The sequence below is a fragment of the Kitasatospora sp. NPDC004723 genome (assembly GCF_040609255.1).
In the GTDB taxonomy this organism is placed as follows: Bacteria; Actinomycetota; Actinomycetes; order Streptomycetales; family Streptomycetaceae; genus Kitasatospora.
On sequence record NZ_JBEXJT010000003.1, the window covers coordinates 1 to 26,449 of the forward strand.

General features: G+C 74.3%; 27 protein-coding genes. 16 read left to right on the forward strand and 11 right to left on the reverse strand.

The features are described 5' to 3' along the window. Window positions 1–281 precede the first annotated feature (281 nt). Window positions 282–881 carry an RNA 2',3'-cyclic phosphodiesterase gene (gene thpR, locus ABZW10_RS04735; protein WP_355359932.1) on the reverse strand — a complete coding sequence of 200 codons (600 nt, stop codon included), beginning with the start codon at window positions 879–881 and terminating at the stop codon, window positions 282–284. Between the two features lie 46 nt (window positions 882–927). Between thpR and ABZW10_RS04740 the strand changes: the two genes are divergently transcribed. Next, a complete protein-coding gene (locus tag ABZW10_RS04740) occupies window positions 928–1,446 on the forward strand; it encodes a GNAT family N-acetyltransferase (RefSeq protein ID WP_355359935.1) in 519 nt (172 codons plus the stop codon). 81 nt (window positions 1,447–1,527) lie between these two features. On the opposite strand, the gene ABZW10_RS04745 is transcribed toward ABZW10_RS04740, so the two are convergent. Beyond that, window positions 1,528–2,817: an MFS transporter gene (locus ABZW10_RS04745; protein ID WP_355360889.1), complete on the reverse strand. Its 1,290-nt coding sequence runs from the start codon at window positions 2,815–2,817 to the stop codon at window positions 1,528–1,530. Window positions 2,818–3,190: 373 nt separating this feature from the next. Further along, window positions 3,191–3,625 (reverse strand): MarR family transcriptional regulator, encoded by a 435-nt coding sequence (locus ABZW10_RS04750; RefSeq protein WP_355359938.1) that lies wholly within the window; start codon window positions 3,623–3,625, stop codon window positions 3,191–3,193. 325 nt (window positions 3,626–3,950) lie between these two features. Here ABZW10_RS04750 and ABZW10_RS04755 point away from each other — a divergent pair, with 325 nt between their 5' ends. Further along, the gene (locus ABZW10_RS04755; protein ID WP_355359941.1) at window positions 3,951–4,376 is read left to right on the forward strand and encodes a VOC family protein; all 426 of its coding nucleotides are present in this window, start codon (window positions 3,951–3,953) and stop codon (window positions 4,374–4,376) included. Window positions 4,377–4,441: 65 nt separating this feature from the next. On the opposite strand, the gene ABZW10_RS04760 is transcribed toward ABZW10_RS04755, so the two are convergent. Continuing rightward, window positions 4,442–5,365 carry a DUF4231 domain-containing protein gene (locus tag ABZW10_RS04760; RefSeq protein ID WP_355359944.1) on the reverse strand — a complete coding sequence of 308 codons (924 nt, stop codon included), beginning with the start codon at window positions 5,363–5,365 and terminating at the stop codon, window positions 4,442–4,444. Between the two features lie 119 nt (window positions 5,366–5,484). Between ABZW10_RS04760 and ABZW10_RS04765 the strand changes: the two genes are divergently transcribed. The 4 genes from ABZW10_RS04765 (at window position 5,485) to ABZW10_RS04780 (ending at window position 8,329) form a co-directional block, all read left to right on the forward strand. Then, complete coding sequence (locus ABZW10_RS04765) at window positions 5,485–5,934, forward strand: VOC family protein (protein ID WP_355359947.1); 450 nt, start codon at window positions 5,485–5,487, stop codon at window positions 5,932–5,934. Between the two features lie 220 nt (window positions 5,935–6,154). Next, a complete protein-coding gene (locus ABZW10_RS04770; RefSeq protein WP_355359950.1) occupies window positions 6,155–6,481 on the forward strand; it encodes a hypothetical protein in 327 nt (108 codons plus the stop codon). After that, the gene (locus ABZW10_RS04775; RefSeq protein ID WP_355359953.1) at window positions 6,481–7,821 is read left to right on the forward strand and encodes a putative T7SS-secreted protein; all 1,341 of its coding nucleotides are present in this window, start codon (window positions 6,481–6,483) and stop codon (window positions 7,819–7,821) included. The genes ABZW10_RS04770 and ABZW10_RS04775 overlap by 1 nt, the downstream gene beginning before the upstream one ends. Window positions 7,822–7,843: 22 nt before the next feature. Further along, on the forward strand, window positions 7,844–8,329 hold the full coding sequence (locus ABZW10_RS04780) for a SitI3 family protein (RefSeq protein ID WP_355359956.1): 486 nt from the start codon (window positions 7,844–7,846) through the stop codon (window positions 8,327–8,329). 76 nt (window positions 8,330–8,405) lie between these two features. Here the strand turns inward: ABZW10_RS04780 and ABZW10_RS04785 are convergent, their stop codons facing one another. From ABZW10_RS04785 to ABZW10_RS04795, 3 genes are all read right to left on the reverse strand, one after another. Next, window positions 8,406–8,825, reverse strand: a complete 420-nt coding sequence (locus tag ABZW10_RS04785; protein ID WP_355359958.1) for a PIN domain nuclease — start codon at window positions 8,823–8,825, stop codon at window positions 8,406–8,408. Beyond that, window positions 8,822–9,022 carry a type II toxin-antitoxin system VapB family antitoxin gene (locus ABZW10_RS04790; protein WP_355359961.1) on the reverse strand — a complete coding sequence of 67 codons (201 nt, stop codon included), beginning with the start codon at window positions 9,020–9,022 and terminating at the stop codon, window positions 8,822–8,824. Before ABZW10_RS04790 ends, ABZW10_RS04785 begins: the two co-directional genes overlap by 4 nt. Before the next feature lie 121 nt (window positions 9,023–9,143). Next, window positions 9,144–10,607, reverse strand: a complete 1,464-nt coding sequence (locus ABZW10_RS04795; protein WP_355359964.1) for an NCS2 family permease — start codon at window positions 10,605–10,607, stop codon at window positions 9,144–9,146. Between the two features lie 250 nt (window positions 10,608–10,857). Between ABZW10_RS04795 and ABZW10_RS04800 the strand changes: the two genes are divergently transcribed. From ABZW10_RS04800 to ABZW10_RS04810, 3 genes are read left to right on the forward strand one after another with little or no spacing between them, the layout of a single operon-like run. Then, complete coding sequence (locus tag ABZW10_RS04800; RefSeq protein WP_355359967.1) at window positions 10,858–11,142, forward strand: DUF2530 domain-containing protein; 285 nt, start codon at window positions 10,858–10,860, stop codon at window positions 11,140–11,142. Window positions 11,143–11,194: 52 nt separating this feature from the next. Next, window positions 11,195–13,675, forward strand: a complete 2,481-nt coding sequence (locus tag ABZW10_RS04805) for an HAD-IC family P-type ATPase (protein ID WP_355359970.1) — start codon at window positions 11,195–11,197, stop codon at window positions 13,673–13,675. A 32-nt stretch (window positions 13,676–13,707) separates the two neighbouring features. Next, window positions 13,708–13,944 (forward strand): hypothetical protein, encoded by a 237-nt coding sequence (locus tag ABZW10_RS04810; RefSeq protein WP_355359973.1) that lies wholly within the window; start codon window positions 13,708–13,710, stop codon window positions 13,942–13,944. A gap of 27 nt (window positions 13,945–13,971) precedes the next feature. Here the strand turns inward: ABZW10_RS04810 and ABZW10_RS04815 are convergent, their stop codons facing one another. Together ABZW10_RS04815 and ABZW10_RS04820 are read right to left on the reverse strand one after the other, a co-directional pair. Beyond that, window positions 13,972–17,277 (reverse strand): molecular chaperone Hsp90, encoded by a 3,306-nt coding sequence (locus ABZW10_RS04815; protein ID WP_355359975.1) that lies wholly within the window; start codon window positions 17,275–17,277, stop codon window positions 13,972–13,974. Between the two features lie 164 nt (window positions 17,278–17,441). After that, on the reverse strand, window positions 17,442–18,323 hold the full coding sequence (locus ABZW10_RS04820) for a DUF3027 domain-containing protein (RefSeq protein WP_355360892.1): 882 nt from the start codon (window positions 18,321–18,323) through the stop codon (window positions 17,442–17,444). A gap of 632 nt (window positions 18,324–18,955) precedes the next feature. On the opposite strand from ABZW10_RS04820, the gene ABZW10_RS04825 reads away from it, so the two are divergent. From ABZW10_RS04825 to ABZW10_RS04840, 4 genes are all read left to right on the forward strand, one after another. Then, entirely contained in the window at window positions 18,956–20,290 is a 1,335-nt protein-coding gene (locus tag ABZW10_RS04825; RefSeq protein WP_355360894.1) for an MFS transporter, read from the forward strand. Window positions 20,291–20,364: 74 nt separating this feature from the next. Then, window positions 20,365–20,898, forward strand: a complete 534-nt coding sequence (locus ABZW10_RS04830) for a hypothetical protein (protein WP_355359978.1) — start codon at window positions 20,365–20,367, stop codon at window positions 20,896–20,898. A gap of 10 nt (window positions 20,899–20,908) precedes the next feature. Continuing rightward, window positions 20,909–21,682 (forward strand): futalosine hydrolase, encoded by a 774-nt coding sequence (locus ABZW10_RS04835; RefSeq protein WP_355359981.1) that lies wholly within the window; start codon window positions 20,909–20,911, stop codon window positions 21,680–21,682. Further along, complete coding sequence (locus ABZW10_RS04840) at window positions 21,675–22,520, forward strand: 1,4-dihydroxy-6-naphthoate synthase (RefSeq protein WP_355359984.1); 846 nt, start codon at window positions 21,675–21,677, stop codon at window positions 22,518–22,520. The genes ABZW10_RS04835 and ABZW10_RS04840 overlap by 8 nt, the downstream gene beginning before the upstream one ends. 18 nt (window positions 22,521–22,538) lie before the next feature. On the opposite strand, the gene ABZW10_RS04845 is transcribed toward ABZW10_RS04840, so the two are convergent. Next, the gene (locus ABZW10_RS04845) at window positions 22,539–22,922 is read right to left on the reverse strand and encodes a cold-shock protein (RefSeq protein ID WP_350541364.1); all 384 of its coding nucleotides are present in this window, start codon (window positions 22,920–22,922) and stop codon (window positions 22,539–22,541) included. Between the two features lie 470 nt (window positions 22,923–23,392). On the opposite strand from ABZW10_RS04845, the gene ABZW10_RS04850 reads away from it, so the two are divergent. Continuing rightward, window positions 23,393–23,629 (forward strand): hypothetical protein, encoded by a 237-nt coding sequence (locus ABZW10_RS04850; RefSeq protein ID WP_355359987.1) that lies wholly within the window; start codon window positions 23,393–23,395, stop codon window positions 23,627–23,629. Here the strand turns inward: ABZW10_RS04850 and ABZW10_RS04855 are convergent, their stop codons facing one another. Beyond that, the gene (locus tag ABZW10_RS04855) at window positions 23,630–24,265 is read right to left on the reverse strand and encodes an HAD family hydrolase (RefSeq protein ID WP_355359990.1); all 636 of its coding nucleotides are present in this window, start codon (window positions 24,263–24,265) and stop codon (window positions 23,630–23,632) included. It lies immediately after the preceding gene. Window positions 24,266–24,365: 100 nt separating this feature from the next. On the opposite strand from ABZW10_RS04855, the gene ABZW10_RS04860 reads away from it, so the two are divergent. Together ABZW10_RS04860 and ABZW10_RS04865 are read left to right on the forward strand one after the other, a co-directional pair. After that, the gene (locus ABZW10_RS04860; protein ID WP_355359993.1) at window positions 24,366–25,394 is read left to right on the forward strand and encodes an iron ABC transporter permease; all 1,029 of its coding nucleotides are present in this window, start codon (window positions 24,366–24,368) and stop codon (window positions 25,392–25,394) included. Continuing rightward, the gene (locus ABZW10_RS04865) at window positions 25,391–26,443 is read left to right on the forward strand and encodes an iron ABC transporter permease (protein WP_355359996.1); all 1,053 of its coding nucleotides are present in this window, start codon (window positions 25,391–25,393) and stop codon (window positions 26,441–26,443) included. The genes ABZW10_RS04860 and ABZW10_RS04865 overlap by 4 nt, the downstream gene beginning before the upstream one ends. Window positions 26,444–26,449 lie beyond the last annotated feature (6 nt).

The window sequence follows — 26,449 nt, forward strand, 5'->3', positions numbered from 1 at the left end:
TTCCGCGGGGGCCGCCCCAACCGGGGGGGGGTGCCGCCCCCCGCCGTTGTTGCCCCCCGCCCCCCCCCCCCCCCGGGCTTTCGCCCCCCCCCCCCGGGGGGGGCCCCCTTCTCCCGTCTCCGTCCTTACCGGTTGACCAGCGAGCTGACCAGCACGGTGACCAGCAGCAGGACCAGCGCGGCGGTCACGATTCGCATTCGAGTCTTGGGATCCACGGTCAACGAGCGTACCCCCGGCCGGTTCGCGGCCGAACGCCGAGGCCGCCGATCCGGCCACCGCCGCTACTGCGGCCCGGCCTCCCAGCGGGCCAGCGGCAAGGAGCACAGCGAGGTGTAGCGGACGGGGCCGCCGCCCTGCTCGCTGCGCATCAGGTGCAGCTCGGCGGCCTCCCACTCCGGCCCCCGGTAGCCGTCCAGCGCCCGGGCCAGCGCGTCCAGCTCGGCGGCCGCCAGCCGCTGCTCCGCCCGCCGGCGACCGCGCGAGGAGCCGGCCCGGGCCAGCGTCAGGTGCGGGTGGAAGCTGAACGCGTCCGTCTCGCCGACCACCTCCGCGGTGGCCCGGTACACCGCCTCGGCGATCCGGCGCAGCGCCCAGTCCTGCCCCTCCACCCCCGCCCAGAGCACCCGGTCCCCGAACCGCCCGCCGCCGGCCAGCCGCAGCGTGTGCGCCGAGTGCGCCTCGGCGACCTCCGCCAGCGCGGCCTCCAGCTCCGGCACCCGGTCGGCCGGCACCTCGCCGAAGAAGGCCAGGGTCAGGTGCCAGGCGTCGGCCGCCGTCCAGCGCAGCCGGTCCGCCCCCGGCAGCCCGCGCACCGGGGCCACCGCGTCGGCCAGGTCCTGCAACGCCTCCACCGGAGGCAGCACCGCCACGAAGAGCCTCATGGGGCCATCTTCCCGCGCGGGACGGTTTGGACTAGAACGGATTCCCATGAAGATCCGTAACGGGGGCCCCGAGGACATCCCCGACATCCTGTCCCTGCTCGACGGCGCCGTGGCCTGGCTGGCCGCCCAGGGCCGCACCCGTCAGTGGGGCGACCGGTCGTTCAGCGGCATCCCCGCCCGCGTCGAGCACATCGGCCAGTACACCGGCGAGGCGTTCCTGATCCGGCTCGCGGTCGACGCCGAGGGGCGCACGGTCGGCTCCTGCGTATTGTCCGAGCAGCGCCCCGACTACGCCACCCCGGTGGACGAGCCCGAGCTGTACATCCGCAACCTGGTGACCGACCGGAGCCGCAAGGGCTCGGGGATCGGCTCGGCGCTGATCGCCGACGCGCTCGACGAGACCCGCCGGCGCGGCATCGGTCTGCTGCGGGTGGACTGCTTCGGCGGTGACGACCGCAAGCTGGTCGGCCAGTACCGGGCGCTCGGCTTCACCGAGACCGAGTCCTTCGAGGTCGAGCAGCCGGCCGGCCCCTGGCCGGGGCAGATCCTGGCGATCCGGCTCTGAGCCGACGGGCCCGGTCCCGGAGCGCCGTCATGGCGTTCCGGGACCGGGCCCGCAGGACATCGACAGACTGCCGGCGGCCCGTCAGCAGGCTGTGGCCAGCTCCGGCTTGGCGCTCGCCGCCGGACGCGGCACCAGCGCCACCACCCGGCCCCGGCGCCCGGGGTGCAGGTCCAGCCGCAGCCGCAGCTCGGCGCTGCGGGCCAGGACCAGGCCGACCGCACCGGCCGCCGCCGCCGAGACCAGGCCGCAGGCCAGCAGTCCCACCCGGGGCCCGTACGAGGCGGTCACCCAGCCCACGATCGGCGCGCCGATCGGCGTCCCGCCGGTGAAGACCAGCATCAGCAGGCCCATCACCCGCCCGCGCATCTCCGGGTCGGTGCCCAGCTGGAGCGAGGCGTTGACCGAGGTGTTGAAGCTCAGCCCGAACACCCCGATCAGGGTGAGCAGCAGCGCGAAGGTCCAGTAGCCGGGCGCGAACGCCGCCACCACCTCCAGCGCGCCGAACGCGAGGGCGGCGCCGACCAGTCTGCGCAGCCGCGGCACACCCCGGCGGGCCGCGATCAGCGCGCCGGTCAGCGATCCGACGGCCATCGCGGTGTTCAGCAGGCCGTACTGCCCGGCGCCGACGTGGAAGGTGTCGGAGGCGAAACCCGCCAGCAGCGTCGGGAAGTTGAAGCCGAAGGTACCGATGAAGCCGGCCAGCACCATCGGCCAGAGCAGCTCGGGCCGCTCCTTGACGTACCGCAGCCCCTCCCGCAGCTGGCCCTTCTCGCGGGCGATCGGCGTGGTCGGGCGCAGTTCGCTCTCCCGCATCGCGAGCAGCCCGCCGATCACGGCGGCGAACGACAGTGCGTTCAGCGCGAACGCCCAGCCGCTGCCGACCGCGGCGATTAGCAGACCCGCGACGGCGGGGCCGACCAGCCGGGCGGTCTGGAAGTTGGCGGCGTTGAGGCTGACCGCGTTGGCGAGGTCCTTCGGCCCGACCATCTCGGAGACGAACGCCTGCCGGGTCGGGTTGTCGACCACCGTGACCAGGCCGAGCAGCAGCGCGAACAGGTACACGTAGTACGGGGTCACCACACCGCCGACGGTCAGCACGGCGAGGCCGGCGGCGAGCAGGCCCATCGCGCCCTGGGTGAGGATCAGCAGCCGGCGCTTGGGCATCCGGTCGGCGAGCACCCCGCCGAACAGGCCGAACAGCAGCATCGGCAGGAACTGCATGGCGGTGGTGATGCCGACCGCGAGCGGGCTGCCGGTGAGGCTGAGGACCAGCCAGTCCTGGGCGATGCGCTGCATCCAGGTGCCGGTGTTGGACACCACCTGGCCGGCGAAGTAGTAGCGGTAGTTGCGAACGCGCAGTGAGGAGAACATCCCCCCGGGCCTGGTGAAGGCGGCGCCGGTCGGCGAGTCCGCCGTGGGGGACGCGGCCGCGCGGGTGCGGCCGGGAGCGGCGGGGTCGTCCGCCGCGGTGCGTTCGTCGGGGTCGTCGTCGCCGTTGCCGGGCAGCCCCGTCGGGGCGGGTGCCTGGGCGTCGGCGGCCACGGCGTTCGCCGCGGCGGGGTCGGTGGTCTGCTCGTCGGTCCGGGTACGGGTGGCGGCGCTGGCTGCGGCCGGCGGTGTCACGGTGGTCTCCCCTCGCGGCGCGACGGCCCGTGGCATGGCCGTCGCGCTCCTGGTGTCGGTCTTCGGTCCTGCGGTGATGCGGTTCTCCTTCGTCCTCCGGCGGCTACCGGATTCGCTGTGCCTAGAGGTGTGCGAGCTTGTAGAGCACGGGCGCGGCCTCGCGGAGCTTCGCCCACTCCTCCTCGTCGAGCCCCTCGGCGAGCTCGGCGAGCCAGGCGTTACGACGCCGGCGGGACTCCGCCAGGATCGCCTCGGCCTGTTCGGTACTGCTGACGACCACCTGCCGGCGGTCCTCCGGGTGCGGTTCGCGCCGCACCAGGCCCTTCTCCTCCAGCATCGCGACGATCCTGGTCATCGAGGGCGGCTGTACGTGCTCCTTCCGGGCGAGCTCGCCCGGCGTGGCCTTCCCGCACCGGGCGAGGGTGCCCAGCACCCCGATCTCGGTGGGACTGAGCGACTCCTCGACCCGCTGGTGGCGCAGTCGACGGGAGAGGCGCATCGCGGACGACCGCAGCTGACTGATGGCTGCGAGGTCCTGCTCGGACATCTCGGGCATGTTCTTTAGCCTACGTCATTACTCTGGCTAAAGAAAATTGGATTCCGACCGTCCGCGGCCCGGCTCCTTCGGCAGGTCCGGCGCCGGGCGTCGGCGCCTTGATCCCGTTCTCCCGGGAGCCGGCCGTCGCCGCGTCAGCGATCCGGAATGCCCCTGACCGATCTGCGCTGGTCAACGGCCCGGGGCCCGCTGCCGAGCGCCTTGCTCCCCCCCGCCCCGCTCCGGCTGGCCGTGCTCTCCGTGACTCCCGGTGCGATGCTGGTCCTGGGACCCGGTCCGCGCGGGCCCCGGCGCCGCAGCACGCTCAGCAGAAGGGTCGACAGCCATGACCGACGTCGCCTCCGAGCAGGCCACCATGGTCGACCCGACCGGGCAGGACGACACCGGCTTCGCCCGCCTCGCGATGGTCACCATCGACTGCGCCGACCCGGTCGCGCTGGCCGCCTTCTACGGCGCGCTGCTCGGCTGGGAGACCCGGCACGTGGACGAGCGGTTCGCCATCCTGGACAACCCGGAGGGCGGCAGCCCGCTCGGCTTCGGCCGGGTCAGCGGGTACCGGCCGGAGCCGTGGACCGAGCCGGACGGCGGCAAGCACTTCCACCTGGACTTCTACGTGGACGACCTGGAGGCGGCCACCGCCCGCGCCCTGGCCCTGGGCGCGACCGAGCCCACCTACCAGCACGGCCGGACGCTCAAGGTGCTGATCGACCCGGCCGGCCACCCGTTCGGCCTGGCCCCGCTGGACGCCTGACCGGGCGGCCGGCCCCGTCCGGCCGGCGCGGGTCGGCCCGGCATCGGCCCGCGATCGGCCCGGTGTCAGCGCGGGAAGGCCCGCCGCGCCCGCCAGGTGGTGTGCTCGCGCGAGACCGCGTCCTCCGCCTCGGCGGCCAGCCGGGCCCAGCGCTGCTCGGCGTCCGGCATCCGCGGGTCGAGGTCGGACAGCTGGTTGCCGACGTTCTCCAGCTCCCGCGCGGCCAGCTGGTACGCGGCCGCCAGCGGACGGAGCTGCTTCAGCTGCGTCCAGGCGATCACCGCCGCGGCCGCCGCCGAGGTGGCCCCGAAGACGTGCACCTGCAGCGCCCCGGTCGCCTGCGCGATCGCCGCCGCCGCGCCGACGATGATCAGCCCCGCCACGCCCAGCCCCCAGGTCACCGCCTGCGACTCGCAGGACTCGGCGCGCGAGCGGTACCACGTCCGCTGCCCCTCCACCCGGGTGCGCAGGTAGAGCGTCCGCCGCGCGGTCAGCGACTCCGCCCGCACCCGGCGCATCTCCGGGGTGATCTCGGCGACCGACTCCGGCGGCACGATCGCCGGATCCTCGAACGCCCGCAGCACGTCCTCCACTTGCAGCAGGTAGCCGCGGTCGACGTCCGCCGACTCCGCGTCACCCTCGAACGGCCGGGCCCGCACCGAGTACTTCCAGGCCAGCGTCTTCACCGACTCGGCCGCCGCCCGCGCCTCGTACCAGCGCCCCTGCGGATTGCTGCGGCGCAGCCGCGCCCAGAAGTAGCCGGCCACCAGCAGCGCCACCACCGAGAACAGCGGCGTGATGTCGGAGGCCCCCTTGTCGTCCGGCCCGGGCAGCGAACCGACCGCCGCCGCGAGCACCAGCATCGAGATGAGCCCCCGGTACCAGCGCAACGTCTGCTGCTGCCCGGACAGTGACGCCTGGTCGGCCGTCCGGAACAGCTCCGGCAGCAGCTGCGCCTCGACCCCCGCGGGTGGATCCTGTCTGACCATCGAACCGCTCCCCTCCCCCGTCTCAGCCCGGAGTATGCCCACCGTCAACTCCCCTACACCGAGGCCCCCTTGACACCCCCACTTGCCACGCCCCACCCGCAACCCCTATAACCGGTTACATGCCCATGCACTGGAAGCTCGTCATCGACGCCACCGATCCGCACCGCCAGGCCGCCTTCTGGGCCGCCGCCCTCGACTACACCGTCGAGGACCACAGCACCCTGATCGCCAACCTGCTCGCGGGCGGCGCGGTCACCCCGGACCAGATCACCGAGGTCGACGGCCGGCACGCCTGGCTGACCCTGGCCGCCGTCCGCCACCCCGAGGACGCGCACGACCCCACCAGCGACACCGGCCTCGGCCGGCGGATCCTCTTCCAGCGCGTCCCCGAGCCGAAGCAGGGCAAGAACCGCCTCCACCTCGACCTCCACCCCGGCCCCGACGCCCGCGCCGCCACCGTCACCCGCCTCACCGCCCTCGGCGCCGCCACCCTGCGCGAGGTCGCCGAGCCGGGCGGCTCCTGGACCGTGATGCAGGACCCGGAGGGCAACGAGTTCTGCGTCCACTGACGCCTCCGCCCACCGGCCGGCCCCGGAATTCCCGCCCCGCCGCGAATTCACTTCCGGCACACCGGCCCCATTCTCCCCAGCCGAAACCGGAGTTCCCGCCGGCAAATCGATTTCCGCCGCCTCCTCCGAAATCGCCGCACCGGAAGCCAATTCGCCGTGCTAGCTTCGGTGGTCCTTGCGGTCGATTCACACCCGGCAAGCCCGGTAGGGGGAGGGGCTCGTGGCGGACGGATTCACGGTGGACCTGGCGGCCTTGGAGAAGGCGGCTTCCGGGATCACCGGCACCGTGGCGAAACTCCAGTTCAGAAAGGTGAGCGATCTCGACCCCAAGAAGAGCGAGATCGGGCACGGGCACCTGGCCGACGTCCTGGAGAAGTTCTGCACCCGCTGGGAGATCGGTGTCGAACACCTGGTGAAGGACGCCGCCCAGGTCTCCCAGCGGCTGACCGCGAGCGTCAAGGCCTACCGCGAGATCGACGGGACACTCTTCGGTCAGCCCGGCGGCACGGTGACCCGGCCGGACGGCAGGGACCCCGGGGCGCAGTAGTGGCCAAGGACCTCGGGCAGACCGCCGACCCCAAGGAACTCGTACCGGGGAGCACCGAGTCGATCGCCTCGACCGTCGCCTGGCTCAAGAGCTACGGCGACACCCTGCACTCGACCGGCGAAGGCCTCAGGCGCATCGACACCGTCGAGGGCTGGTCGGGGAAGGCCGGCGACGCGTTCCGGCACGCCTTCCACGGCGAGCCGAAGAAGTGGCTGGTGGCCGGCGACTGCTTCCACGAGGCCTCCACCGCCCTGGCCGGCTACCAGTCGACACTGGCCTGGGCCCAGGGGCAGGCCGCGGACGCGATCCGGCAGTGGGACGAGGGCCGGGCCGCCACGGGCAAGGCGAAGTCCGAACACCAGGACGCGGAGCGGAACGCCGGGCACGGCCTGCCGTTCACCGATCCCGGCGAGGCCGCGCGGGCGGCCGCCGCCCAGACGCTCAAGGCCGCGCGGGAGCAGCTCAAGAACGCGGGCGACACGGCGGCACGCACGATCGGCAAGGTCCGCGACAAGGCTCCCAAGGAGCCGGGCTGGCTGGACAAGGTCGGCGACTTCTTCTCCGACGCCGGTGACTTCGCCGTGGATCTCGGCAAGACGGCCGTCGAGGACCTGGCGTCGGTGGGCAACGCGATGATCCACGACCCGGGCGCCGTGCTGGAGGTCGCGGGCGGCCTCAGTCTCGCCGCCCTGGGCGCCGGCGGCGAGGTGCTGGGAGCCGGGCTCGACCTCACCGGCGCGGGCGCCGTGATCGGCGTGCCCGTGAACGTCCTGTCCGCCGGAATGATCGCCACCGGTGCGGGCATGGCCGGCATGGGCGCGAGCCAGATCATCGAGGACGCGGCGGGACCGAACCGCGTCCACATGGAGGGCGACGGCGGGGGCGGGGGCGGCGGCGCGGGCGAGGCCCGCACCCAGCCGTCGAGGGGTCCCGACCCCAACGCCACACCGCAGGGGTCCACCACCCGGATCAACCCGGGCGACGCACCCGAGAACCGGCTCGCGCTCCAGCGCGAGAACGAATCGGCGGAGATCCTGGCCAAGCAGGGCTACCACGTGGAACAGAACCCGTCGGTGCCCGGCCCGAAGAATCCCGACTACCGGATCGAGGGCGAGATATTCGACTGCGTTTCACCGTCGAGCAGCAGCGCCCGGAATGTCGGCTCACGGATCGAGGAGAAGATCCAGGAGGGCCAGACCAACCGCATCGTCGTCAATCTCGCGGATTCGCCCGTGGACGTCGCGGCGCTCAAGTCCCAGCTCCACGACTGGCCGATCGAAGGGCTCCACGAGGCCGTCGTGATCGACCGGCAGGGCAATATCCTGCACATCTACCCCTAGCGCGTTCGAACGGATCCCAGCCATGTCGATTTCCCACAGCTTCAGCCTGGCCACATCGATGTCCGTCACCGAGGTGGCCGACACGCTGAACGACGTCGCGCAGGGCGGCAGGCTGTTCGATGCGACCACGCGGGCGGCGGACCTGCTCACCGAAGGCGTCGCCACCAGGTTCGGCACGTGGATCCGGGTGTTCGCCCCCAACCCCAGGCCGTGGAACCCGCTGGTCACGGACCTCCACATCACCGCGACCGTGTCGGTGGTCTTCCGGCTCGACAAGACCACCGATCTGCGGGGGCAGGAGGACGACGTCGTCCGGCTGGTCTCGGGCCTGCTGGAGCGCGTCCCCGGCGACGCGGTGCTGCAGTACCACTACGAGACCGTCTGGCTGCTGCGGCGCGGCGGCGAGCTCAGCCTCAACGAACGGGACGACCTCTGGCCGGCCGACCGCCTGGCCGTCGTCCCCCGGCCCTTCAGCCGCGAGACGCACGAGTTCTCCGACGAGGACTGAGCCCCGCGGCCCGCGCCGACGACACCGGCCCGCACTCCTCGTGGCGGAGTGCGGGCCGGTGAGCCGTCGCCGGAACTCAGTCGGCCGTTCCCGCCGGTACGACCCAGCGGGTCGGCTGCCCGGTGATGGCCGCGATCATGTCATAGTCGCCGTCGTAGTGCAGGACCGTCACCTCGTGCCGCTCAGCGGTGGCGGCGATCAGCATGTCGGCCATGGACAGAGCTCGGTGATTGCCGCGGAACAGGGCGCGGCGCTGAATGTCCTTGGCCCGGTCCCAGACCTCGTCCGTGCACGGCAGGTAGTCGAACCCCCTGAGCAGATGGCTCAGCCGGTCCGCTTCCGCCGCACTCCGGGCGCTGTGCAGTACCTCCATCTCGACCGCCGCGGTCACCGCCAGGAGCGCACGCTGCGAGAGGTCGTCGAGGACGGGCCGCACCGCCGGCTTGCCCCAGCGCGCCAGGGCCGACTTGTCGATCAGGAAGCGCTCTCGGCTCACGCCGCCGCCGACTTGCCCGATTCCTCGAGGAGGTCGAACTCCCCGCCGGCGATGGCATCGGCAAGCTCTATCCGCCTGGCCAGCTTCACGGCCTCCAGCAGCGCAGCGTTGACCGTGGCGACCTTGGTGGTCGTACCGAACAGTTGCTGGGCCTCGGCCAGAAGGTCGTCATCGAGGTCGATCACGGTTCGCGCCATGGCTGTTCCTCCCGCGGGCGACAACAAGAAAGCGATATCAGCTTACGCGAATTCTCGATATCGAGAACGGCCCCGCGCTCCGAGCGGAGCGCGGGGCCATTGGGGTCCCTGGCGGGGGTGGTCAGAGCAGGCCGAGGGCGGGCATCAGGTAGTAGAAGGCGAAGACGGCGGAGACCGCGTACATCGGGAGCGGGACCTCGCGGGCGCGGCCGGTGGCGATGCGCAGGATGCAGAAGGTGATGAAGCCGAAGCCGATGCCGTTGGTGATGGAGTAGGTGAACGGCATCATCGCGATGGTCAGGAAGGCCGGGATCGCGATGGTGTAGTCGGCCCAGTCGATGTCCCGCACCGAGTTGGCGAGGATCAGGAAGCCGACGGTGACCAGGGCGGGGGTGGCGGCCTGGGCGGGGACCATGGTGGCGAGCGGGGTGAGGAAGAGGGCCACCACGAAGAGGCCGCCGGTGACGATGGAGGCGAAGCCGGTGCGGGCGCCCTCGCCGACGCCGGCGGTGGACTCGACGAAGCACGTGTTGGCCGAGGACGAGGTGGCGCCGCCCGCCGCGGTGGCGATGCCGTCGATCATCAGGACCTTGTTGATGCCGGGCAGGTCGCCCTTCTCGTCCAGCAGGTGGGCCTCGTCGGCGACACCGAGGATGGTGCCCATCGCGTCGAAGAAGCAGGACATCAGGACGGTGAAGACGAAGAGCACGCCGGTGAGGACGCCGACCTTCTCGAAACCGCCGAACAGGCTGACCTTGCCGACCAGGCCAAAGTCGGGAGCGGCGACCGGGTTGCCCGGCCAGGCCGGGACGGTCAGGCCCCAGCTGAGGGCGGGGATGTCGGCGAGCTTGTCGATCACCACGGCGACGCCGGTCATCACGGCGATGGAGATCAGGATCGCGCCGGGGACCTTGCGCACCAGCAGGACGAGGGTGAGCAGCAGGCCGAGCACGAAGACCAGGACCGGCCAGCCGTGCAGGTGGCCGCCGACGCCGAGCTGGAGCGGGACGGTGGTGTGGGCGGCGTCGGGGATGCGGGTGACGAAGCCGGAGTCGACCAGGCCGACCAGGGTGATGAACAGACCGATGCCGATCGCGATGGCCTTGCGCAGGCCGAGCGGGACGGCGCTCATGACCCGCTCGCGCAGGCCGGTGGCGACCAGGAGCATGATCGCGAAGCCGGCCAGCACGACCATGCCCATGGCGTCCGGCCAGGTCATCTTGGGTGCGAGCTGGAGGGCGACGATGGTGTTCACGCCGAGGCCGGCGGCCAGGCCGATCGGGACGTTGCCGATGACGCCCATGAGCAGCGTGGTCAGGCCGGCGGTGAGCGCGGTGGCGGTGACCAGCTGGGCGCTGTCCAGGTGGGCGCCGGTCATGTCCGTGGCGCTGGCCAGGATGATCGGGTTCAGCACCAGGATGTACGCCATGGTGAAGAAGGTGGCGACACCACCGCGGATCTCGCGCGGCAGGGAGGAGCCGCGCTCGCTGATCCGGAAGTAGCGGTCCAGCGCGCCGAACGGGGGCTTCGGCGTGTCGGGCTGGGCGGGCTCGGGCGACTCGGTGGTCGGCTGGGCCACGGGCATGCTGCGTCCTCTGTGGGGGGCGGAGGAGAGGGGGACCCGCCCGGGAACGACGGTGGCACCGGGCGCCCCGGTGGGACGGGCACGAAGCACGATGTCCTGAGCATGCCGCGACCGACCGGAAAAACAAGTATGGGTTCCCCGATCGCTCGTACGCTATCTTCGCGCGTAGAACGAATAACCCACGTAACAAGCGCGGCCAGTCCCCGCACAGAATCGATCGGACGTACGGCCGCACCGTACCCTAGGGCCCATGCCCAAGACGCCACTGCACCCCTCGCCCCCGCCGCTGGAGGCCAACGACGTCGCGATCGTCGGCGGCGGCACGGTGCTCTGGTTCGTGGCGTTCGTGGTCCTGCTCCCGTTCTGGGGCACGCTGTCCGACCACGGCCACGGCAGCTGGCCGTGGATCTGCCTGGCCGGCGGCGGGCTCGGACTGATCGGCCTCTGGTACTGCCGGGCCCGCCGGGACGCCATCGCGCGCAGCCGGGCGGCGGCCGCCGAAGAGGCGCAGAATCCAGCCACCCGGTCGGACTGAATAGTCCTTTAGTAGCACGCATCGGACATAAGGCCCCCGTAGAGTCGGTGCCATGACGCAGCCCGCGCAGCCCGCCGAGGACAAGCCCACCGGTGACCAGCCGGACGGTGCCCACCCGCTCGGTCTGCTGCCCGGCCGACGCGGCGGGCTGACCTCCGCCGAGGTGGCCGAGCGGGTCGCCCGCGGCGAGGTCAACGACGTCCCGGTCCGCTCCAGCCGCTCCACCCGGGAGATCGTCCGGGCGAACGTCTTCACCCGGTTCAACGCGATCATCGGCGTGATGTTCGCGATCATCCTGATCGTCGGCCCGCTCCAGGACGGCCTGTTCGGCCTGGTCATCGTCGCCAACACGGCGATCGGCATCATCCAGGAGCTGCGCGCCAAGAAGACCCTGGACAGCCTCGCGCTGATCGGCGAGGCCAGGCCCCAGGTACGCCGCGACGGCGCCGCGACGCAGGTCGCCATCGGCGAGATCGTGCTGGACGACACCGTGCTGCTCGGCATCGGCGACAAGGTGATCGTCGACGGCGAGGTCACCGAGGCGGACGGCCTGGAGATCGACGAGTCGCTGCTCACCGGCGAGCCGGACCCGGTGCTCAAGCACCCCGGCGACGCGGTGATGTCCGGCAGCTTCGTGGTGGCCGGCGCCGGCGCGTTCACCGCCACCAAGGTCGGCCGGGAGGCGTACGCGGCGCAGCTGGCCGAGGAGGCGAGCCGGTTCACCCTGGTGAAGTCGGAGCTGCGCACCGGCATCGACAGCATCCTGCGGTTCATCACCTGGCTGCTGGTGCCGACCGCGATCGGTCTGATCATCAGCCAGCTGGCGGTGGAGGGCCGGGACTGGCGCGAGGCGGTCCGCCGGATGATCGCCGGGATCGTGCCGATGGTGCCCGAGGGCCTGGTGCTGCTGACCTCGGTGGCCTTCGCGATCGGCGTGGTCCGGCTGGGCCGCAAGCAGTGCCTGGTGCAGGAGCTTCCCGCGATCGAGGGACTGGCCCGGGTGGACACCGTCTGCCTGGACAAGACCGGCACCCTGACCGAGGGCGGCATGGACGTCGTCGACCTGCGGATCATCACCGACGGCGGTGACCAGGGCGAGCCGGCGGGCGACGCCCTGGCGGAGAACGGCGCCCTCAAGGAGACGGTCAAGCAGGCGCTCGGCGTGATGGCCGGCGCCGACGCCCGCCCCAACCCGTCGATGCAGGCCGTCATCGACGCCTACGGCGACGGCAGCGGCGAGCGCCGCGACGGCTGGCGGGTGATCGAGGCGATGCCGTTCTCCTCCGCCCGCAAGTGGAGCGGCGTCCAGCTGCTGGAGCCGCGCGGAGAAGAGGCCAGCTGGCTGCTCGGCGCCCCCGACGTGCTGCTGCCCGCCGGCCACCCGGCACTGGCCGAGGTGGACGAGCTGGGCACCCAGGGCCTGCGGGTGCTGCTGCTGGGCCGCTCGCCGGTCCCGCTGGACGCCCCGGACCCGGCCGCCGGGCTGCGGCCGCTCGCCCTGGTGGTGCTGCGGCAGCGGCTGCGCGAGGACGCCGCCGACACCCTGCGCTACTTCGAGGGCCAGCGGGTCCAGGCGAAGGTGATCTCGGGTGACTCGGCCGTCTCGGTCGGCGCGGTCGCCGCCCACCTCGGGCTGCCCGGCGCCGACCACCCGGTGGACGCGCGCACCCTGCCCGGCGATCCGCAGGCCTTCGCCGACACCGCCGAGCGCACCACCGTCTTCGGCCGGGTCACCCCGCAGCAGAAGCGCGAGCTGGTCGGCGCGCTGCAGTCGCGCGGGCGCACCGTGGCGATGACCGGCGACGGCGTCAACGACGTGCTGGCGCTCAAGGACGCGGACATCGGCGTGGCGATGGGCAGCGGCAGCGACGCGACCAAGGCGGTCGCCCAGATCGTGCTGCTGAACAACTCCTTCGCGGTGATGCCCTCGGTGGTCGCCGAGGGCCGCCGGGTGATCGGCAACATCGAGCGGGTGGCCGGGCTGTTCCTGGTCAAGACGGTCTACTCGGTGCTGCTGGCGCTGCTGGTGATCTTCACCCACTCGCCGTACCCGTTCCTGCCCCGGCACTCCACCGTGCTGTCCACCCTGACGATCGGCGTGCCGGCCTTCTTCCTGGCGCTCGCGCCCAACAACGAGCGCGCCCGCACCGGCTTCGTGCGCCGGGTGCTGCGGTTCGCGATCCCCGGCGGTGTGATCGCGGGGACGGCGACCTTCACCGCGTACGCGCTGGCCCGCGCCGACCACGCCACCGACCTGGAGTCGGACACCAGCGTGGCCACCCTGACGCTCTTCCTGGTCGCGATCTGGGTGCTGGCGATCGTGGCCCGCCCGTACAACTGGTGGCGGCTGCTGCTGATCGGGACGATGTGCGGGGCGTTCGCGCTGGTGCTGACGGTGCCCTGGCTCTCCGACTTCTTCCAGCTCTCGCTGTCCGGCACCCGGGACCCGTGGATCGGCGTCGGCATCGCGCTGATCGCCGGAGTGGTGCTGGAGGTGGTCTGGCGGATCATGCGCCGCCGGACCGATCATTGACCCCGGGACCGGGCGACGGGGGGAGTGCCGCGATGGCACGCAGGGGCGGTGAACTGGAGGCCTTCGCGGCCTTCCTGGGCGGGCTGCTGGCCACCGGGCTGCTGGCCCTGGCGATGGCGGGGGTCGGCGCGCTGGCCGGGATCCACCCCGGACCACGGCTGACCAAGGCGGTCGCCGCCGTGCTGACCGCCACCTGGGTGGTGGCCACCCTCACGATCTACCTGCGGCTGATCGCCCGCGGCCGGACCCGCTCCGGCACCCGCTCCTGACCGGGGCGGGCACCGGAGCCAGGCGGCTCAGCCCTCGAAGTCGCGGGCGGCGGACAGCTCGTACGCCCGGTCCGGCTCGCTGAGCGCGGCCAGCACCTCGAACCGGCGGTGCCACTGCCCGACCGACCAGGCCAGCCCGGCGGCCAGCCCCTCCGGCGTGGCCGCGTGCAGCAGCCCGGGCACCGGCGGCACCTCGAACTCGTCGTCCTCGTCCGCCTCCTCGGCCGACTCCGGGTCGTACGGCGCCTCCGGGGTGTCCGCGGCGGCGTCCCAGCGCCAGTCCACGGTGGCCTCCTCGCCGTCCGGGCCGACCACCAGCAGGTCCTCGTGCTCCTCGTACGCGACCGGGCAGCCGGGCAGCAGCTCCCGCACCACGGCCGGCACCCGGTGCAGGGCGCCCTGGGAGAGCACCCGCCCGCCGGCCACCTCGCTGGCCAGCGAGACGTGCAGCCGCTCGGCGAGGTCGGCGGCCAGCGCCGGGGCGACCGGCAGCAGCGGGTGGTCGTGCAGCAGCTCCACCAGGTCGGGGGCGTCCGCGACGACCGCCTCGGCGGCGTCCACCACGATCGTGCGGTCGGGACGGCGGCCGGTGGCCCGGTCCAGCGGCGGCACCGCCCGCACCACGTCCAGCGGTTCGATCCGCTCCACCTCGATCCGGGCCAGCGCGCTGTGGATGCCGTGCAGCTGGCGGTGCCCGACCTCGGCGGCCGGGTCGGTCAGCCGGTCCAGCACCTCGTCCGGCCCGTGCGGCTCGGCGAGCAGCGCGGTCAGCGTGGTGCGCACCCCCAGCGCGTGCAGGAACTGCTCGTCCAGGGTGGTGCGGGCCTCGTCGTACAGGCCGCGCAGCAGCGGGTCGGCGCCGGCCGCGCGCAGCCCGGCGGGCTCGCGGCCGTCCAGCACCGGGTGGTCGCGCAGCCACCAGGCGGTGTACGGCGGCAGGTCGGCGTACGAGCCGTCCGGCAGCAGCGTGCGGACCGGAGTGACGACGGCGTCCCGGTACGGCGGGCGGGCCAGCGCGGCCAGCGCCTGCGGCCAGGCGTCGTCGTCCACCAGGTCCAGGTCGCGGACGGCGAGCAGCTCGGCGGCGACCGGCGGGACGCCCGCGGTGTCCCCGTCGTCGGCGTGCAGCGCCTCCAGCGCGTCCTCGGCCCAGTCGGCCAGGCCGTCCGGCGCCTCGTCGATCAGCCCGGTGGGGTGGCCGCCGGCCGCCCGGTCGGCGGGCACGGTCGGGTCGAGCCGGTCCAGGTCGTCCGGGTCGAGCACCACGTCCTCGGCGCGGACCAGCACGAAGTCGGCCGGTACGCCGACGGCGGCGAGCACCTCCGGGCCCCAGCGCTCCAGCAGGTCGTCGTCCACCCAGGCCGCGTCGTCCTCGCGCGCCAGCTCGGCGAGCGGGCTGTCGGGGAGCAGCAGCTCGCCGGCGCGGGCGGGCTCGCCCTCGTCGTCGAGCAGGGCCAGCCGGGCCAGCCAGGGGTGCTCGCCGGGCGCCGGGGCGGCTGCCTTGACGAGCGCCAGCACCGCCTCGGCGAGGTCGGCGGCGGCGTCCGGGTCGTCCTCGGCCAGCTCGTAGGAGCGGGCGACGGCGGCCCGCACCTCGGGCGTGTCCAGCACCCCGGCCGGGGTGGCCGCGCCGGCGCCGAGCTTGGCGAGCAGCGGGTGGGCGGCCTCCGGGTGGGCGAGCCGCAGGTCGAGCACGGCGAGCGTGTCGGCCAGCGACTCGGGGTAGCCGGGGAAGGCCGCCCAGTCGGCGGCGTCGGAGGGCAGCAGGACCCGGCGCGGGCCGGTCACCGTCCGGCCGTCGGCGAGCGGCACCGGCAGCGCGCCGAGCGCCTCCGGGTCGGCGCCACCGAGCGCCGCGTACAGGTTGCGCCACCAGGCCGGCTCCCGGTCCAGGCCGCCCAGCTGGTCGACCACCTCGGCGAGCGGGACCCGGCGGACGTTGAGCACCCGCAGTTCGGTGCGGCGCTCCAGGCCGGCCGGCAGCAGACCGGGGAAGATCGGCGCCAGCGCCTCGACCACCGAGCCGTCCGCGCCCTCCAGCAGCGTGGCGTCCCGGGGCCGCAGCGCGGGGGTGCCCTCCTCGACCGGCGCCGGGTGCGGCAGGAACGGCGTACCGGGCAGCCGGGAGAGCACGGCGGCGCGCAGCGCGTTGTCCAGCGCGCCCTGGCCGAGCGGGCCGGGCACCAGGCCGAGCGAGCCGAGGTCGCCGCCGCGGGCGCGCAGCAGGTCGGCGTAGGCGTCGGCGGCGCGCTCGGTGAGGAAGTCGGCGAGCGGGCCGGGGGCGACGTGCCGGCGGGTGGAGTCCAGCGGGTAGGAGGCGATCAGCAGCGCGGGCAGGCCGAGCGGCTCGTCGCTGGGGGTGGGCGCGTGCAGCACCGGGTCGATCGCGGGCCGCTGCGGGTCGCCCTCCTCGGAGACCGGCACCGCCCAGGTCACCGTCCAGAAGGGGCGGGCGCGCTCCTCGGTGGGCCGGTCGGCGAGCAGCTCCGCGGCGAGCGCGCCGGCCGCCTCGGCGGTCTGCCAGACGGTGCGCCGGTGCCCCCCGCCGGCGTCGTCGGTGACCGTCACCTCGGCGACGCCGTCGGGACGCGGCTCCACGGCGGAGCGGGTCAGCGTACGGGTGCCCTCCGAGGTCTCCACCACCACCTCGGCCAGGCCCGGCAGGGTGAGCAGCAGCGCGTCGTCGATGCCGGCCAGCAGCCGGCGGGTGAGGTCCTCGGCGGCGGCGTCGCGCAGCGGCAGCACCACCACCGTGTCGTACCCCTCGGGCGCCGGGCCCTCGGCGGCGAACGGCAGGCGCAGCAGCGGCACGTGACCGTCCCGGCGGCGCAGTTCCTCGGCGAGCGCCGGCTGCGTCCCGGCCAGTGCCCGGGCCTCGCCGAGCGACCAGCGCACGCCGCCGGCCGAACCGAGCACGGCGGGCTCGTCGGTGACCGCGAGGACGGCGGCGAAGCCCACGCCGAAGCGGCCGACGGTGGTCTCGTGCTCGCCGCGCTTGGAGGAGGCGCGCAGGGTGGACAGCGACTCGACGGCGGCGGCGTCCAGCGGCGCGCCGGTGTTCGCGGCGGCCAGCACGCCGTCCGCCAGGGTGAGCCGCAGCCGGCCGGGGCCGTGCCCGGCGCGGACGGCGGCGTCGGCGGCGTTCTGCGCCAGCTCGACGACCAGCCGGTCGCGGTAGCCGCCGAGGGCGAGCTCCTCCTCGGCGTTGGCGTCCTCCCGGAACCGGGCCGGGGAGGCGGCCCAGGCGTCCAGCACCCGACGGCGCAGTTCGGCGCTGCCGAAGGGATCCGCGAGGTGCTCGTCCGTGCCGCTGCCGAGAATCCGAGGTTCCACTGGACCTGCCGCCTTCCGCCGCCCTGTTGTGCCCTACGAGGGGCATTCTTCCCTGCCGGAAGGACTGCCCCGGACACGCCCCCGGCCGCGGCCCGCCCGCACGGGGGCGGAAACGGCGGCGGCCCGCCCCACGGGTGGGGCGGGCCGCCGGAGGGCGACGGTGCTCAGGAGTGGCCGAGCTCCTCGGTGGGCGCGTCCGGCTCGACCGAGCCGGAGAGCCGGTCCGGGTGCAGCGGCAGCGGCTCGACCACCAGCTCGTCCAGGATCAGCTCGGCGGGCGCCGGCGGGGCCGGGATGACGGCAGCCTCGGAGTGCCCGCCGCAGCCGTAGGCGAAGGAGACGATCTGGCCGTCGGCCGGGCCGAACTCGTTGCCGCAGACGCCGAAGGCCTGGCCGAGCGTGCCGCCGATCGGGATCAGGAAGCCGCAGCTGACGCAGGAGGCCGGGGCGGACTGCGCCATCGGCGTCTGCGGGCCGTGCGCCTTCTCCCAGCGGTCGGCGGCCAGGTGCATGCCCAGCCGGGAGAGCACCCGGCTGCGGCCCATGCCCAGCTCGTCGGCGACGGCGCTGATCTGGGCGCGACCCGGCGCCGGCTGGACGTCCAGGTCGGAGACCAGCACGTCCTCCTGCGCGGCCTGGGCCACCGCGGAGTTCGGCGCGGGCTCGTCCTCGCCGGTCCAGCCCGGCTCCAGGCGCAGGTCGTCGGCGTCGGTGGGGAGCAGGTCCCCGGGGCCCATGTCGCCCGGGCGCAGCCGCTCGCTCCACGGCACCCACTGCGGGGCGAGGATCGCGTCGGCGCCGGGCAGCAGCACGACCTCGTCCAGCGTCACGTTCTTGGCGCGCGGGGCGCGGGCCACCGTCACGGCCCAGTGCCAGCCCCGGTAGGCCGCGTCCAGGCACTCGAAGGTGTGGGTCACGACCCGGTCGGCCTCGGCCTGGACACCCAGGTGGGCCCCGACGGTCTCGGCGCCGACGGCGTCCTCGGCGGCCTGGCGGGCGAGTTCGACGGCCTCGGCACAGAGCCGATCAGGGGTACGGCTTCGCATCGCAGCACTCACGGCGTCGATTCTCTCCCAGTTCTTCTGTCGCCCACGGCGAGTTGCCTGTTCCGTCGCGGCTCGGTTTCCCTCGTCCATTCTGCGCGACCGCGGGCCGCCGCGGATACCGGCCGCGCCGCTCGTCTGGTCCGCCGGCGCCGGTCGGGCCCTCGGGCAGACCTTGGGCAGGCTACCCGCCGGTCGGCCGCCCGGCACAGTCCGGGGCGTCCGGAGTGGCTCCGGGACGTCCGGAACGGGAACGCGGGCCGTCGGCAGCGCGGCGCGGAGCGGAATCCCGCGTTGTCGTCCCGAATGTGGGGCAGGATGGGCTTGTGGCGGACGAGAACCCGTCGCAGCACGCAGTGCGCGCCTCGCAGACCGACGGTCCGGACGAGGCGAACGCGCTGCCGCGACAGCAGCCTCCGGTCCACTCCGCGAACGAACCGCGGTCGGTGGACCCCTCGTCACTGCCCGCCGCCGAGCCCTCCGAACCATCCGAACCGGCCGAACCGGCCGTGCCGCTCGGCTCGGCCGCACCGCTCGTCGAGGAGGACGCCGAGGAGGACGCCGGGGAGGAGAACGAGCCGCCCCGGCACTTCCTGGTCCGCACCGCCTCCGCGGCCGGCTCCCGCACCGGCAAGGTGGTGCACGGCACCGGCCGCCGGATCCGCCGGGCCACCGCCGCCGAGGGCGCCGGCGAGTCGGGCCTGGCCAAGCTCATCGAACTGCACGCGCTGAACGCCTTCGGCGACATGCTGATCACCGTGGCGCTCGCCTCGACCATCTTCTTCTCGGTGCCCACCGGCGAGGCCCGCGGCCGGGTGGCGCTCTACCTGCTGGTCACCATGGCGCCGTTCGCCCTGCTCGCCCCGGTGATCGGCCCGCTGCTGGACCGTCTGCCGCACGGCCGCCGGGCCGCGGTGGCGACGTCGATGCTGGCCCGCGCGGTGCTCGCCTGGACGATGGCCGGCGTGGTGGCCGGCGGCGGGCTGGCGCTCTACCCGGAGGCGCTCGGCGTGCTGGTCGCCTCCAAGGCGTACGGGGTGGTGCGCAGCGTGGTGGTGCCCCGGCTGCTGCCCAGCCGGCTCTCCCTGGTGAAGGCGAACTCCCGGGTCACCCTGGCCGGGCTGCTGGCCACCATGGTCGCGGCCGGCGTCGGCGGACTGCTGCACCTCATCGGTCCCGGCTGGCCGCTGCGCGGTGCCTTCCTGGTCTTCGTGGCGGGCACCCTGATGGCCTTCCACCTGCCGCACGCGGTGGACTCCGCCAAGGGCGAGCAGCGCGCCGTGCTGCACGCCGAGGAGCACCCGACGGGCCACCACGGCGTGCCGCCCGGCGACGAGGACGGGACGGCGCCCGCCGCGCAGCGGCCCAAGGCCTCGCTGCGCACCGTCGGCCCTTCGGTGATCCTGGCGCTGCGCGCGATGGCGGCGATGCGCTGGCTGGTCGGCTTCCTGGTGCTGTTCCTGGCGTTCCTGCTCCGCGACGAGCCGGTCGGCGGCCTGCGGCCGACCCTCGCGCTCGGCCTGGTGGCACTGGCCGCCGGCACGGGCAACGCGCTCGGCTCGGTGCTCGGCTCCTGGCTGCGGCCCCGCGGCCCGGAGCTGACGGTCACCGCGATGCTGCTGCTGGCCTGCTGCGCCACGGCCGCCGCCGCGCTCTGGTACGGCACGGTGACGGTGGTGGCGGTCGCCGGGACGGCCGGGCTGGCGGCCTCGCTCGGCAAGCTGTCGCTGGACGCGCTGATCCAGCGGGACGTCCCCGAGTCGGTCCGGACCTCCGCCTTCGCCCGCTCGGAGACGGCGCTCCAGCTGTCCTGGGTGGCGGGCGGCGCGGTCGGCATCCTGCTGCCCCTGAACGGCACGCTGGGCCTGTCGGTGGCCGCCGCGGTGGTCGGCGCGGTGCTGCTCTGGACGCTGCGCTCGCTCCTGCGGGTCGGGCTGCGCACCCGCCCGGCCGCGCCCCGGGTGGCCTGAGTCCTGCGCTCCGGAGGCAACACGTTGCCGACCCCCGCGTAGCGTGATCGCGAAAGCCCGGTAGCCTCTGACGCATGAGCCTCAGCACCCGCGCAGTCGCCGGCCTCGGCGCCGTCGTCGTCATCGCCGCCGGCACGGTCGGCGGGTCCATCGCGTACGCGTCGAACCAGCACGAGATCAGCGACCACCGCGCCACCCTGCTGGTGGGCAACTCGTCGCAGGCGCACGACCCGTTCTGCTTCAACGGCGGCCAGCCGCTGACCGACCAGCAGCAGGAGGAGTGCCAGGACAGGGCCGGCAAGGCCCTGGAAGCCGGCACCATCCCCTCGTCCGACGTGGTCGTCAGCGACCGGATCGGCATCGGCGTCAGCCCGGACGTGGCGGACCGCGGCTGGTGGGCCAACACCAACGGCGGCCAGCAGGGCCAGGGCGGCCGGTTCATCCTGGCCTCGGCGGCGCGCAACGCCACCTTCTCGGGCGCCGTCCCGGCCGGCAAGGCGCTGAACGCCTCCGGCAAGACCCTGATCACCGTGGTCGAGACCGACCCGAAGACGCCCGAGTCGATCTACGCCGTGTGGTACTTCCAGCTGAACACCCAGGACAGCTGACGGTCGTCCGGTGACGGCACGACTTCCCGACGAGCAGTCGGACCCCGCGCGGGCCCGGCTGCTCGTCGTCGTCGCGGTGCCGGCCGAGGCCGACGCCGTGCTGCGCGGCCTGGGCGCCGCCGCCGGGGCCCCTGCGGAGCGGGTGGCGCTGCCGGGCGGGGTGCTGGACCGGGTCGCGCACTCCTCGGGCGTGACGGTGGACGTGCTGGCCGGCGGGGTCGGCCCGGGCGCCGCCGCGGCCGCCGCCGCCACCGCGCTCACCGCCGCCCGCTACGACCTGGTCCTCTCGGCCGGGATCGCCGGCGGTTTCGCCCCCCGGGCGCCGATCGGCACGACCGTGGTCGCCACCGGCATCGTCGCCGCCGACCTGGGCGCCGAGACCCCCGAGGGCTTCGCCGACGTGACCGAGCTGGGCTTCGGGACCGTCCGGCACACCCCGCCGCCGGCCGCCGTGGCGCTGGCCGTCGAGACCCTGGCCGCCGAGGCCTCGGGCGCGGTCGCCGGGACGGTGCTGACCGTCTCGACGGTGACCGGCAGCGCGGCGCGCGCCGCCGCCCTGACCGCCCGCCACCCGGACGCGGTGGCCGAGGCGATGGAGGGCTTCGGCGTCGCCGAGGCCGCCGCCCGGCACGGCGTACCGTCGTTCGAGCTGCGGACCGTCTCCAACGCGGTGGGCCCGCGCGACCGGTCCGCCTGGCGGATCGGCGAGGCGCTGGCCGCGCTGGAGCGCGCGTTCGCCGTCCTGCCCCACCCCGCGCTAGTGAAGGAGGCCGGCCGTGGCTGAACGGCTGAGCATCGCGTACTCGCCCTGCCCGAACGACACCTTCGTCTTCCACGCCTGGTCGCACGGTCTGGTCCCGGGCGCGGAGGCCCCCGAGGTCACCTTCGCCGACATCGACGTCACCAACGGCCTGGCCGAGCGCGGCGAGCTGGACGTCCTCAAGGTCAGCTACGCCGCCCTGCCCTGGGTGCTGGACGAGTACACCCTGCTGCCCTGCGGCGGCGCGCTCGGACGCGGCTGCGGCCCGCTGGTGCTGACCGGCCCGGAGAGCGGCGACGACCTGAGCGGCAGGACGGTGGCCGTCCCCTCCGAGCGGTCCACCGCCTACCTGCTGTTCCGGCTCTGGGCGGCCCGGGCGGTGCCCGGCGGCCTGGGCGAGGTCGTGGTGCTGCCGTTCCACGAGATCATGCCCGCCGTCCGGGACGGCCGGGTGGACGCCGGCCTGGTCATCCACGAGGCCCGCTTCACCTACCAGGAGTACGGCCTGCGCTGCCTCGCCGACATGGGCGAGGCCTGGGAGCGGGAGACCGGTCTGCCGATCCCGCTGGGCGCGATCATCGCCCGGCGCTCGCTGGGCGCGGAGCGGCTGCGGGCGCTCACCGAGGCGATCCGCGGCTCCGTCCGGCAGGCCTGGGACGACCCGGAGGCCAGCCGCGGGTACGTGCTGGAGCACGCCCAGGAGATGGACCCGGACGTCGCGGCCCGGCACATCGCGCTGTACGTCAACGAGTTCACCGCGGACCTCGGCGAGGAGGGGCACGCGGCCGTGCGCGCGCTGCTCACCCGGGCCGCCGCGGAGGGACTGGTACCGCCGCTCGGCCCGGGTGCGCTGGACTTCTGAGCCCCGCCGCGAAGGCCCCTACACGTCGAACTGGTCGGCCACCCCGCGCAGCAGCACGGCGAGCTTCTGTCCGGCCGGCTTGGCCGGGTAGCGGCCGTGCTGCAGGCCCGGCAGTACGGCGTCCATCATCGTGATGAGGTCCTGGACGAGCGCCGCCATGTCGTCCGGGCTCTTACGCTGGGCGGCGGCCACCGACGGCAGCGCGTCCAGCAGCTGGACCTGCATCGCCTGGTCGCCGCGGTGCCCCGCGACCACGCCGAACTCGACCCGCTGGCCCGGCTTCAGCGACGTGATCCCGGCGGGCAGCGCCTTGGTGTGGACGAAGACGTCGCCGCCGTCGTCGCGCGACAGGAAGCCGAAGCCCTTCGTCTCGTTGAACCACTTGACCTGGCCGGTGGGCATCTCGAACAGTCCTCGATGTGGGTGTGAGGGATCCCGGCCCTGGCCGGGGATCACTGGGTGGTGGAAGAGCGGGCCGGCCCGGGGGGACACGCCGCGGGGGCGCGCACGGTCAGCACGCTGTAAGGAGCAGACTAACGGTCCGTCACTGTCTCATCCGCGTTCCGCACAAGATCCGTCCGGAACTCCGGCGGCCACGGGCGGCCCGGAACCGGCACGGCCGGGGCGCGGCTCGGCGCTGTCCACAGGCTCGCACCCCCGGTCGGAGAGAACGGGGCGCACTGATCGCGCCCCTCGGCACAGCCTGCATACCCCCGCCCAGCAGGGATCAAAACTCCCAGCGCCCGGAAAACTGCGCAACGTGACGGGACCGCCCGCCCTCGTGGCGGCCGCGCGGGAACGGCCGCCGGCGGCCTCTGCGAGACTGGGACGGCAGCCGAACCCGCCGTCCCGGCCACAGAGGAGCAGACCCCGTGAGCAGCCAGAGCACCGACCGCGGCGAGGCCTGCGTCAAGGCCGGGACGATCGTCTTCGGGCTCGGCGCGCTCGCCACGCTCGTCACCTTCGTCCCGCTGTTCCTGCACCTGACGCCGCTGCCCACGGCCGCGTACTGGCTGAGCATGCTGATGCCGTTGGGCTTCCTGCTCGCCCTCACCGGCCTGCTGCTCTCCGCGCGCTCCCAGCGCCGCCGGGCCCGCGCGAACGCCTAGTCAGGGCCTGGCCGCGGCCAGGTGCCCGGCCAGCCAGGCCGGGAAGGCGGTGAGGTCGGGCAGCACCGCGTCCGCGCCCGCCGCCCGCAGCTCCTCGACGCCGTACGGGCCGGTGGCCACCGCGACCGCGAGGGCGTCCGCGTGCCGGGCGCCCCGGATGTCGCCGAGGTGGTCGCCGACGTAGACGGTGGCACCGTGCTCGCGCAGCGCCTCGCCCTTGGTCTCCGCCCAGCGGTCGCCGGCCACCGCGTCCGCCCGCAGGCCCGCGTGCTCCAGGTGGAGCCGGGCGTTCGGCTCGTACTTGCCGGTGACCACCGTGACCCGGCCGCCGTGCGCGCGGACCGCGTCCAGGGCGGCGTGCGCGCCGGGCAGCGCGACCGTCGGCGCGAACGCGTGGTCCCGGTACAGCGTGCGGTAGCGGTCCGCGACCTCCTCCAGCCGCTCCTCCGGGAACCAGTTGCGCAGCTCGTGGAGGAGCGGCGGCCCGAGCCGGGTGACCGCCAGGTCGGCGTCGATGGCGGTCCCGGTCTCGGCCGACAGCGCCAGGTAGGTGGCGCGGATGCCGGGCCGGGTGTCCAGCAGCGTCATGTCGAGGTCGAAGCCGACGGTGAGCGGGGCGTCCGAGGTCACAGGCATACCGCCAGGCTATCCAACGGCCGGGCCGGACCGAAGGAACGATTTGCCCCGGCTTCGACGGGGAACTTAGGTTTGCCTCAGCTATCTGCGAGAGAGAGCCATGACCGACACCACCGCGCCCGGCAGAGCCCGCCTGCTGCGCCGCCGCATCCTGTGGCTCGCCGCCGCGCTGGCCGTGCTGGCCGCCGCGGTGCTGCTGAGCCTGGCGGTCGGCAGCCGGAACATCCCGTTCGGCGACACCGTCGACGCCCTGCTGCACGGCGGGGACACCACCAACGCCGTCGTGATCCGCGAGCTGCGGGTGCCGCGCACCATCGTCGGCCTCGCGGTCGGCGCGGCGCTCGGCCTGGCCGGCACCGTCATGCAGGGCATCACCCGCAACCCGATCGCCGACCCCGGCATCCTCGGCGTCAGCCAGGGCGCGGCGGCCGGCGTGGTGCTGGCGATCTCCGCGTTCGGGATCTCCACGCTCACCGGGTACGTCTGGTTCGGCTTCGCCGGCGCGGTGATCGCCACCGTGGTGGTGTACGGGCTGGCCGGCCGCGGCCGGGGCGGGGCGACGCCGGTCAAGCTGGCGCTGGCCGGCTCGGCGGTGTCCGCGTTCATCGCCTCGCTCAACACCCTGGTGCTCACCACCGACGCGGCCGCGATGGACCAGTTCCGGTTCTGGCACGTCGGCTCGCTCTCCGGCCGCACCGCGGACGTCGCCTGGCAGCTGCTGCCGTTCCTGGCCGTCGGCACGGTGCTGGTGTTCGCGGTGGCGCGCGGACTGGACGCGCTGGCGCTCGGCGACGACACCGCCAAGGGGCTCGGCGCGAAGACCGGGCTGCTGCGGGCCGTCGGCGCGCTCGGCGCCACCGTGCTGACCGGCTCGGCGGTCGCCGCGGCCGGGCCGGTCGCCTTCGTCGGCCTGGCCGTGCCGCACGCCGCCCGCGCGGTGGCCGGCGCCGACCACCGCTGGGTGCTCACGCTCTCCGCCGTGCTCGGCCCGGCGCTGCTGCTGCTCGCCGACACGCTCGGCCGGGTGCTGTTCCCGCCCTCCGAGGTGCCTGCCGGGGTGATGACCGCGCTGGTCGGCGTGCCGGTGCTGGTCGGGCTGGTCCGGCGGCGGAAGGTGGTGGCGGCGTGACGGCCCCGACGGTTCCGCTGCGCGGCTACACCGTGGTGCGCGCCCGGGGCGCCTCCTTCCTGCTGCACCGGCGCTCGGCGTACGCGGCGCTCGGCCTGCTGGTGGCGCTGGCCGCCACCGTCGTCGCCTCGCTCTGCCTGGGCGAGTCCACGGTGGCGCCCGGCGAGGTGCTGAAGGTGGTGTTCGGGCAGCCGAGCCCGCACGAGCTGGTGGTGGGCGAGTTCCGGCTGCCCCGGGTGGTGGTCGGTCTGCTGGTGGGCACCGCGCTCGGGCTGGCCGGCGCGCTGATCCAGACCGTCGCCCGCAATCCGCTGGCCAGCCCGGACGTGGTCGGCGTCTCCTGGGGCGCCACCGCCACCGTGGTCGGCCTGCTGGCGTACGGCGTGGTCGGCTCCACCGGCCAGGTGCCGTACGCCGCCGTCGCGGGAGGGCTCGCGGCGGGCGTGCTGGTCTACCTGCTGGCCTGGCGGCGCGGACTGCACGCCCAGCGCTTCGTCCTGATCGGCATCGGCATCTCCGTCGCGCTCTCCTCGCTGACCTCGGTGTTCCTCACCAAGGGCGACGGCTTCCAGGCGCAGGCCGCCAAGGTGTGGATGACCGGCAGCCTGAACGGCTCCGGCTACGACCAGGCCGGCTGGCTCGCCTGGGTGCTGCTGGCCGCCGTCCCGGTGGCGCTGTGGGCGGCGCGGGCGCAGCGCTCGATCTCCTTCGACGACGCCACCGCCGTCGGCCTCGGGCTGCGGCTGAACCGGATCCGGCTGGGCATGGCACTGCTCGGCGTGGTGCTCGCCTCCTGCGCGGCCGGGGCGGCCGGGCCGGTGGACTTCGTCGCGCTGATGGCCCCGCAGATCGCCGTGCGGCTGGCCCGCTCGGCGCAGATCCCGCTGTTCTGCTCGGCGCTCACCGGGGCATTGGTGGTCGTGCTGGCCGACCTGCTGGCCCGTCGGCTGCTGGCGCCCACCGAGCTGCCGGTCGGCGTGGTGACCGGGCTGGTCGGCGCGCCGTACCTGATGTGGCTGCTGATCCGCTCCCGCCGTGGAGGTTCCTGAGTCGTG

Excerpts from the sequence above, each read along its gene's own strand:
- ABZW10_RS04805 (WP_355359970.1), top strand. The coding sequence starts at position 11,195 with ATGACGCAGCCCGCGCAGCCCGCCGAGGACAAGCCCACCGGTGACCAG.
- ABZW10_RS04820 (WP_355360892.1), bottom strand. The coding sequence starts at position 18,323 with ATGCGAAGCCGTACCCCTGATCGGCTCTGTGCCGAGGCCGTCGAACTC.
- ABZW10_RS04755 (WP_355359941.1), top strand. The coding sequence starts at position 3,951 with ATGACCGACGTCGCCTCCGAGCAGGCCACCATGGTCGACCCGACCGGG.
- ABZW10_RS04830 (WP_355359978.1), top strand. The coding sequence starts at position 20,365 with ATGAGCCTCAGCACCCGCGCAGTCGCCGGCCTCGGCGCCGTCGTCGTC.
- ABZW10_RS04790 (WP_355359961.1), bottom strand. The coding sequence starts at position 9,022 with ATGGCGCGAACCGTGATCGACCTCGATGACGACCTTCTGGCCGAGGCC.
- ABZW10_RS04780 (WP_355359956.1), top strand. The coding sequence starts at position 7,844 with ATGTCGATTTCCCACAGCTTCAGCCTGGCCACATCGATGTCCGTCACC.
- ABZW10_RS04765 (WP_355359947.1), top strand. The coding sequence starts at position 5,485 with ATGCCCATGCACTGGAAGCTCGTCATCGACGCCACCGATCCGCACCGC.
- ABZW10_RS04860 (WP_355359993.1), top strand. The coding sequence starts at position 24,366 with ATGACCGACACCACCGCGCCCGGCAGAGCCCGCCTGCTGCGCCGCCGC.
- ABZW10_RS04760 (WP_355359944.1), bottom strand. The coding sequence starts at position 5,365 with ATGGTCAGACAGGATCCACCCGCGGGGGTCGAGGCGCAGCTGCTGCCG.
- thpR (WP_355359932.1), bottom strand. The coding sequence starts at position 881 with ATGAGGCTCTTCGTGGCGGTGCTGCCTCCGGTGGAGGCGTTGCAGGAC.
- ABZW10_RS04745 (WP_355360889.1), bottom strand. The coding sequence starts at position 2,817 with ATGTTCTCCTCACTGCGCGTTCGCAACTACCGCTACTACTTCGCCGGC.
- ABZW10_RS04800 (WP_355359967.1), top strand. The coding sequence starts at position 10,858 with ATGCCCAAGACGCCACTGCACCCCTCGCCCCCGCCGCTGGAGGCCAAC.
- ABZW10_RS04810 (WP_355359973.1), top strand. The coding sequence starts at position 13,708 with ATGGCACGCAGGGGCGGTGAACTGGAGGCCTTCGCGGCCTTCCTGGGC.
- ABZW10_RS04795 (WP_355359964.1), bottom strand. The coding sequence starts at position 10,607 with ATGCCCGTGGCCCAGCCGACCACCGAGTCGCCCGAGCCCGCCCAGCCC.
- ABZW10_RS04750 (WP_355359938.1), bottom strand. The coding sequence starts at position 3,625 with ATGCCCGAGATGTCCGAGCAGGACCTCGCAGCCATCAGTCAGCTGCGG.
- ABZW10_RS04740 (WP_355359935.1), top strand. The coding sequence starts at position 928 with ATGAAGATCCGTAACGGGGGCCCCGAGGACATCCCCGACATCCTGTCC.
- ABZW10_RS04855 (WP_355359990.1), bottom strand. The coding sequence starts at position 24,265 with ATGCCTGTGACCTCGGACGCCCCGCTCACCGTCGGCTTCGACCTCGAC.
- ABZW10_RS04845 (WP_350541364.1), bottom strand. The coding sequence starts at position 22,922 with ATGCCCACCGGCCAGGTCAAGTGGTTCAACGAGACGAAGGGCTTCGGC.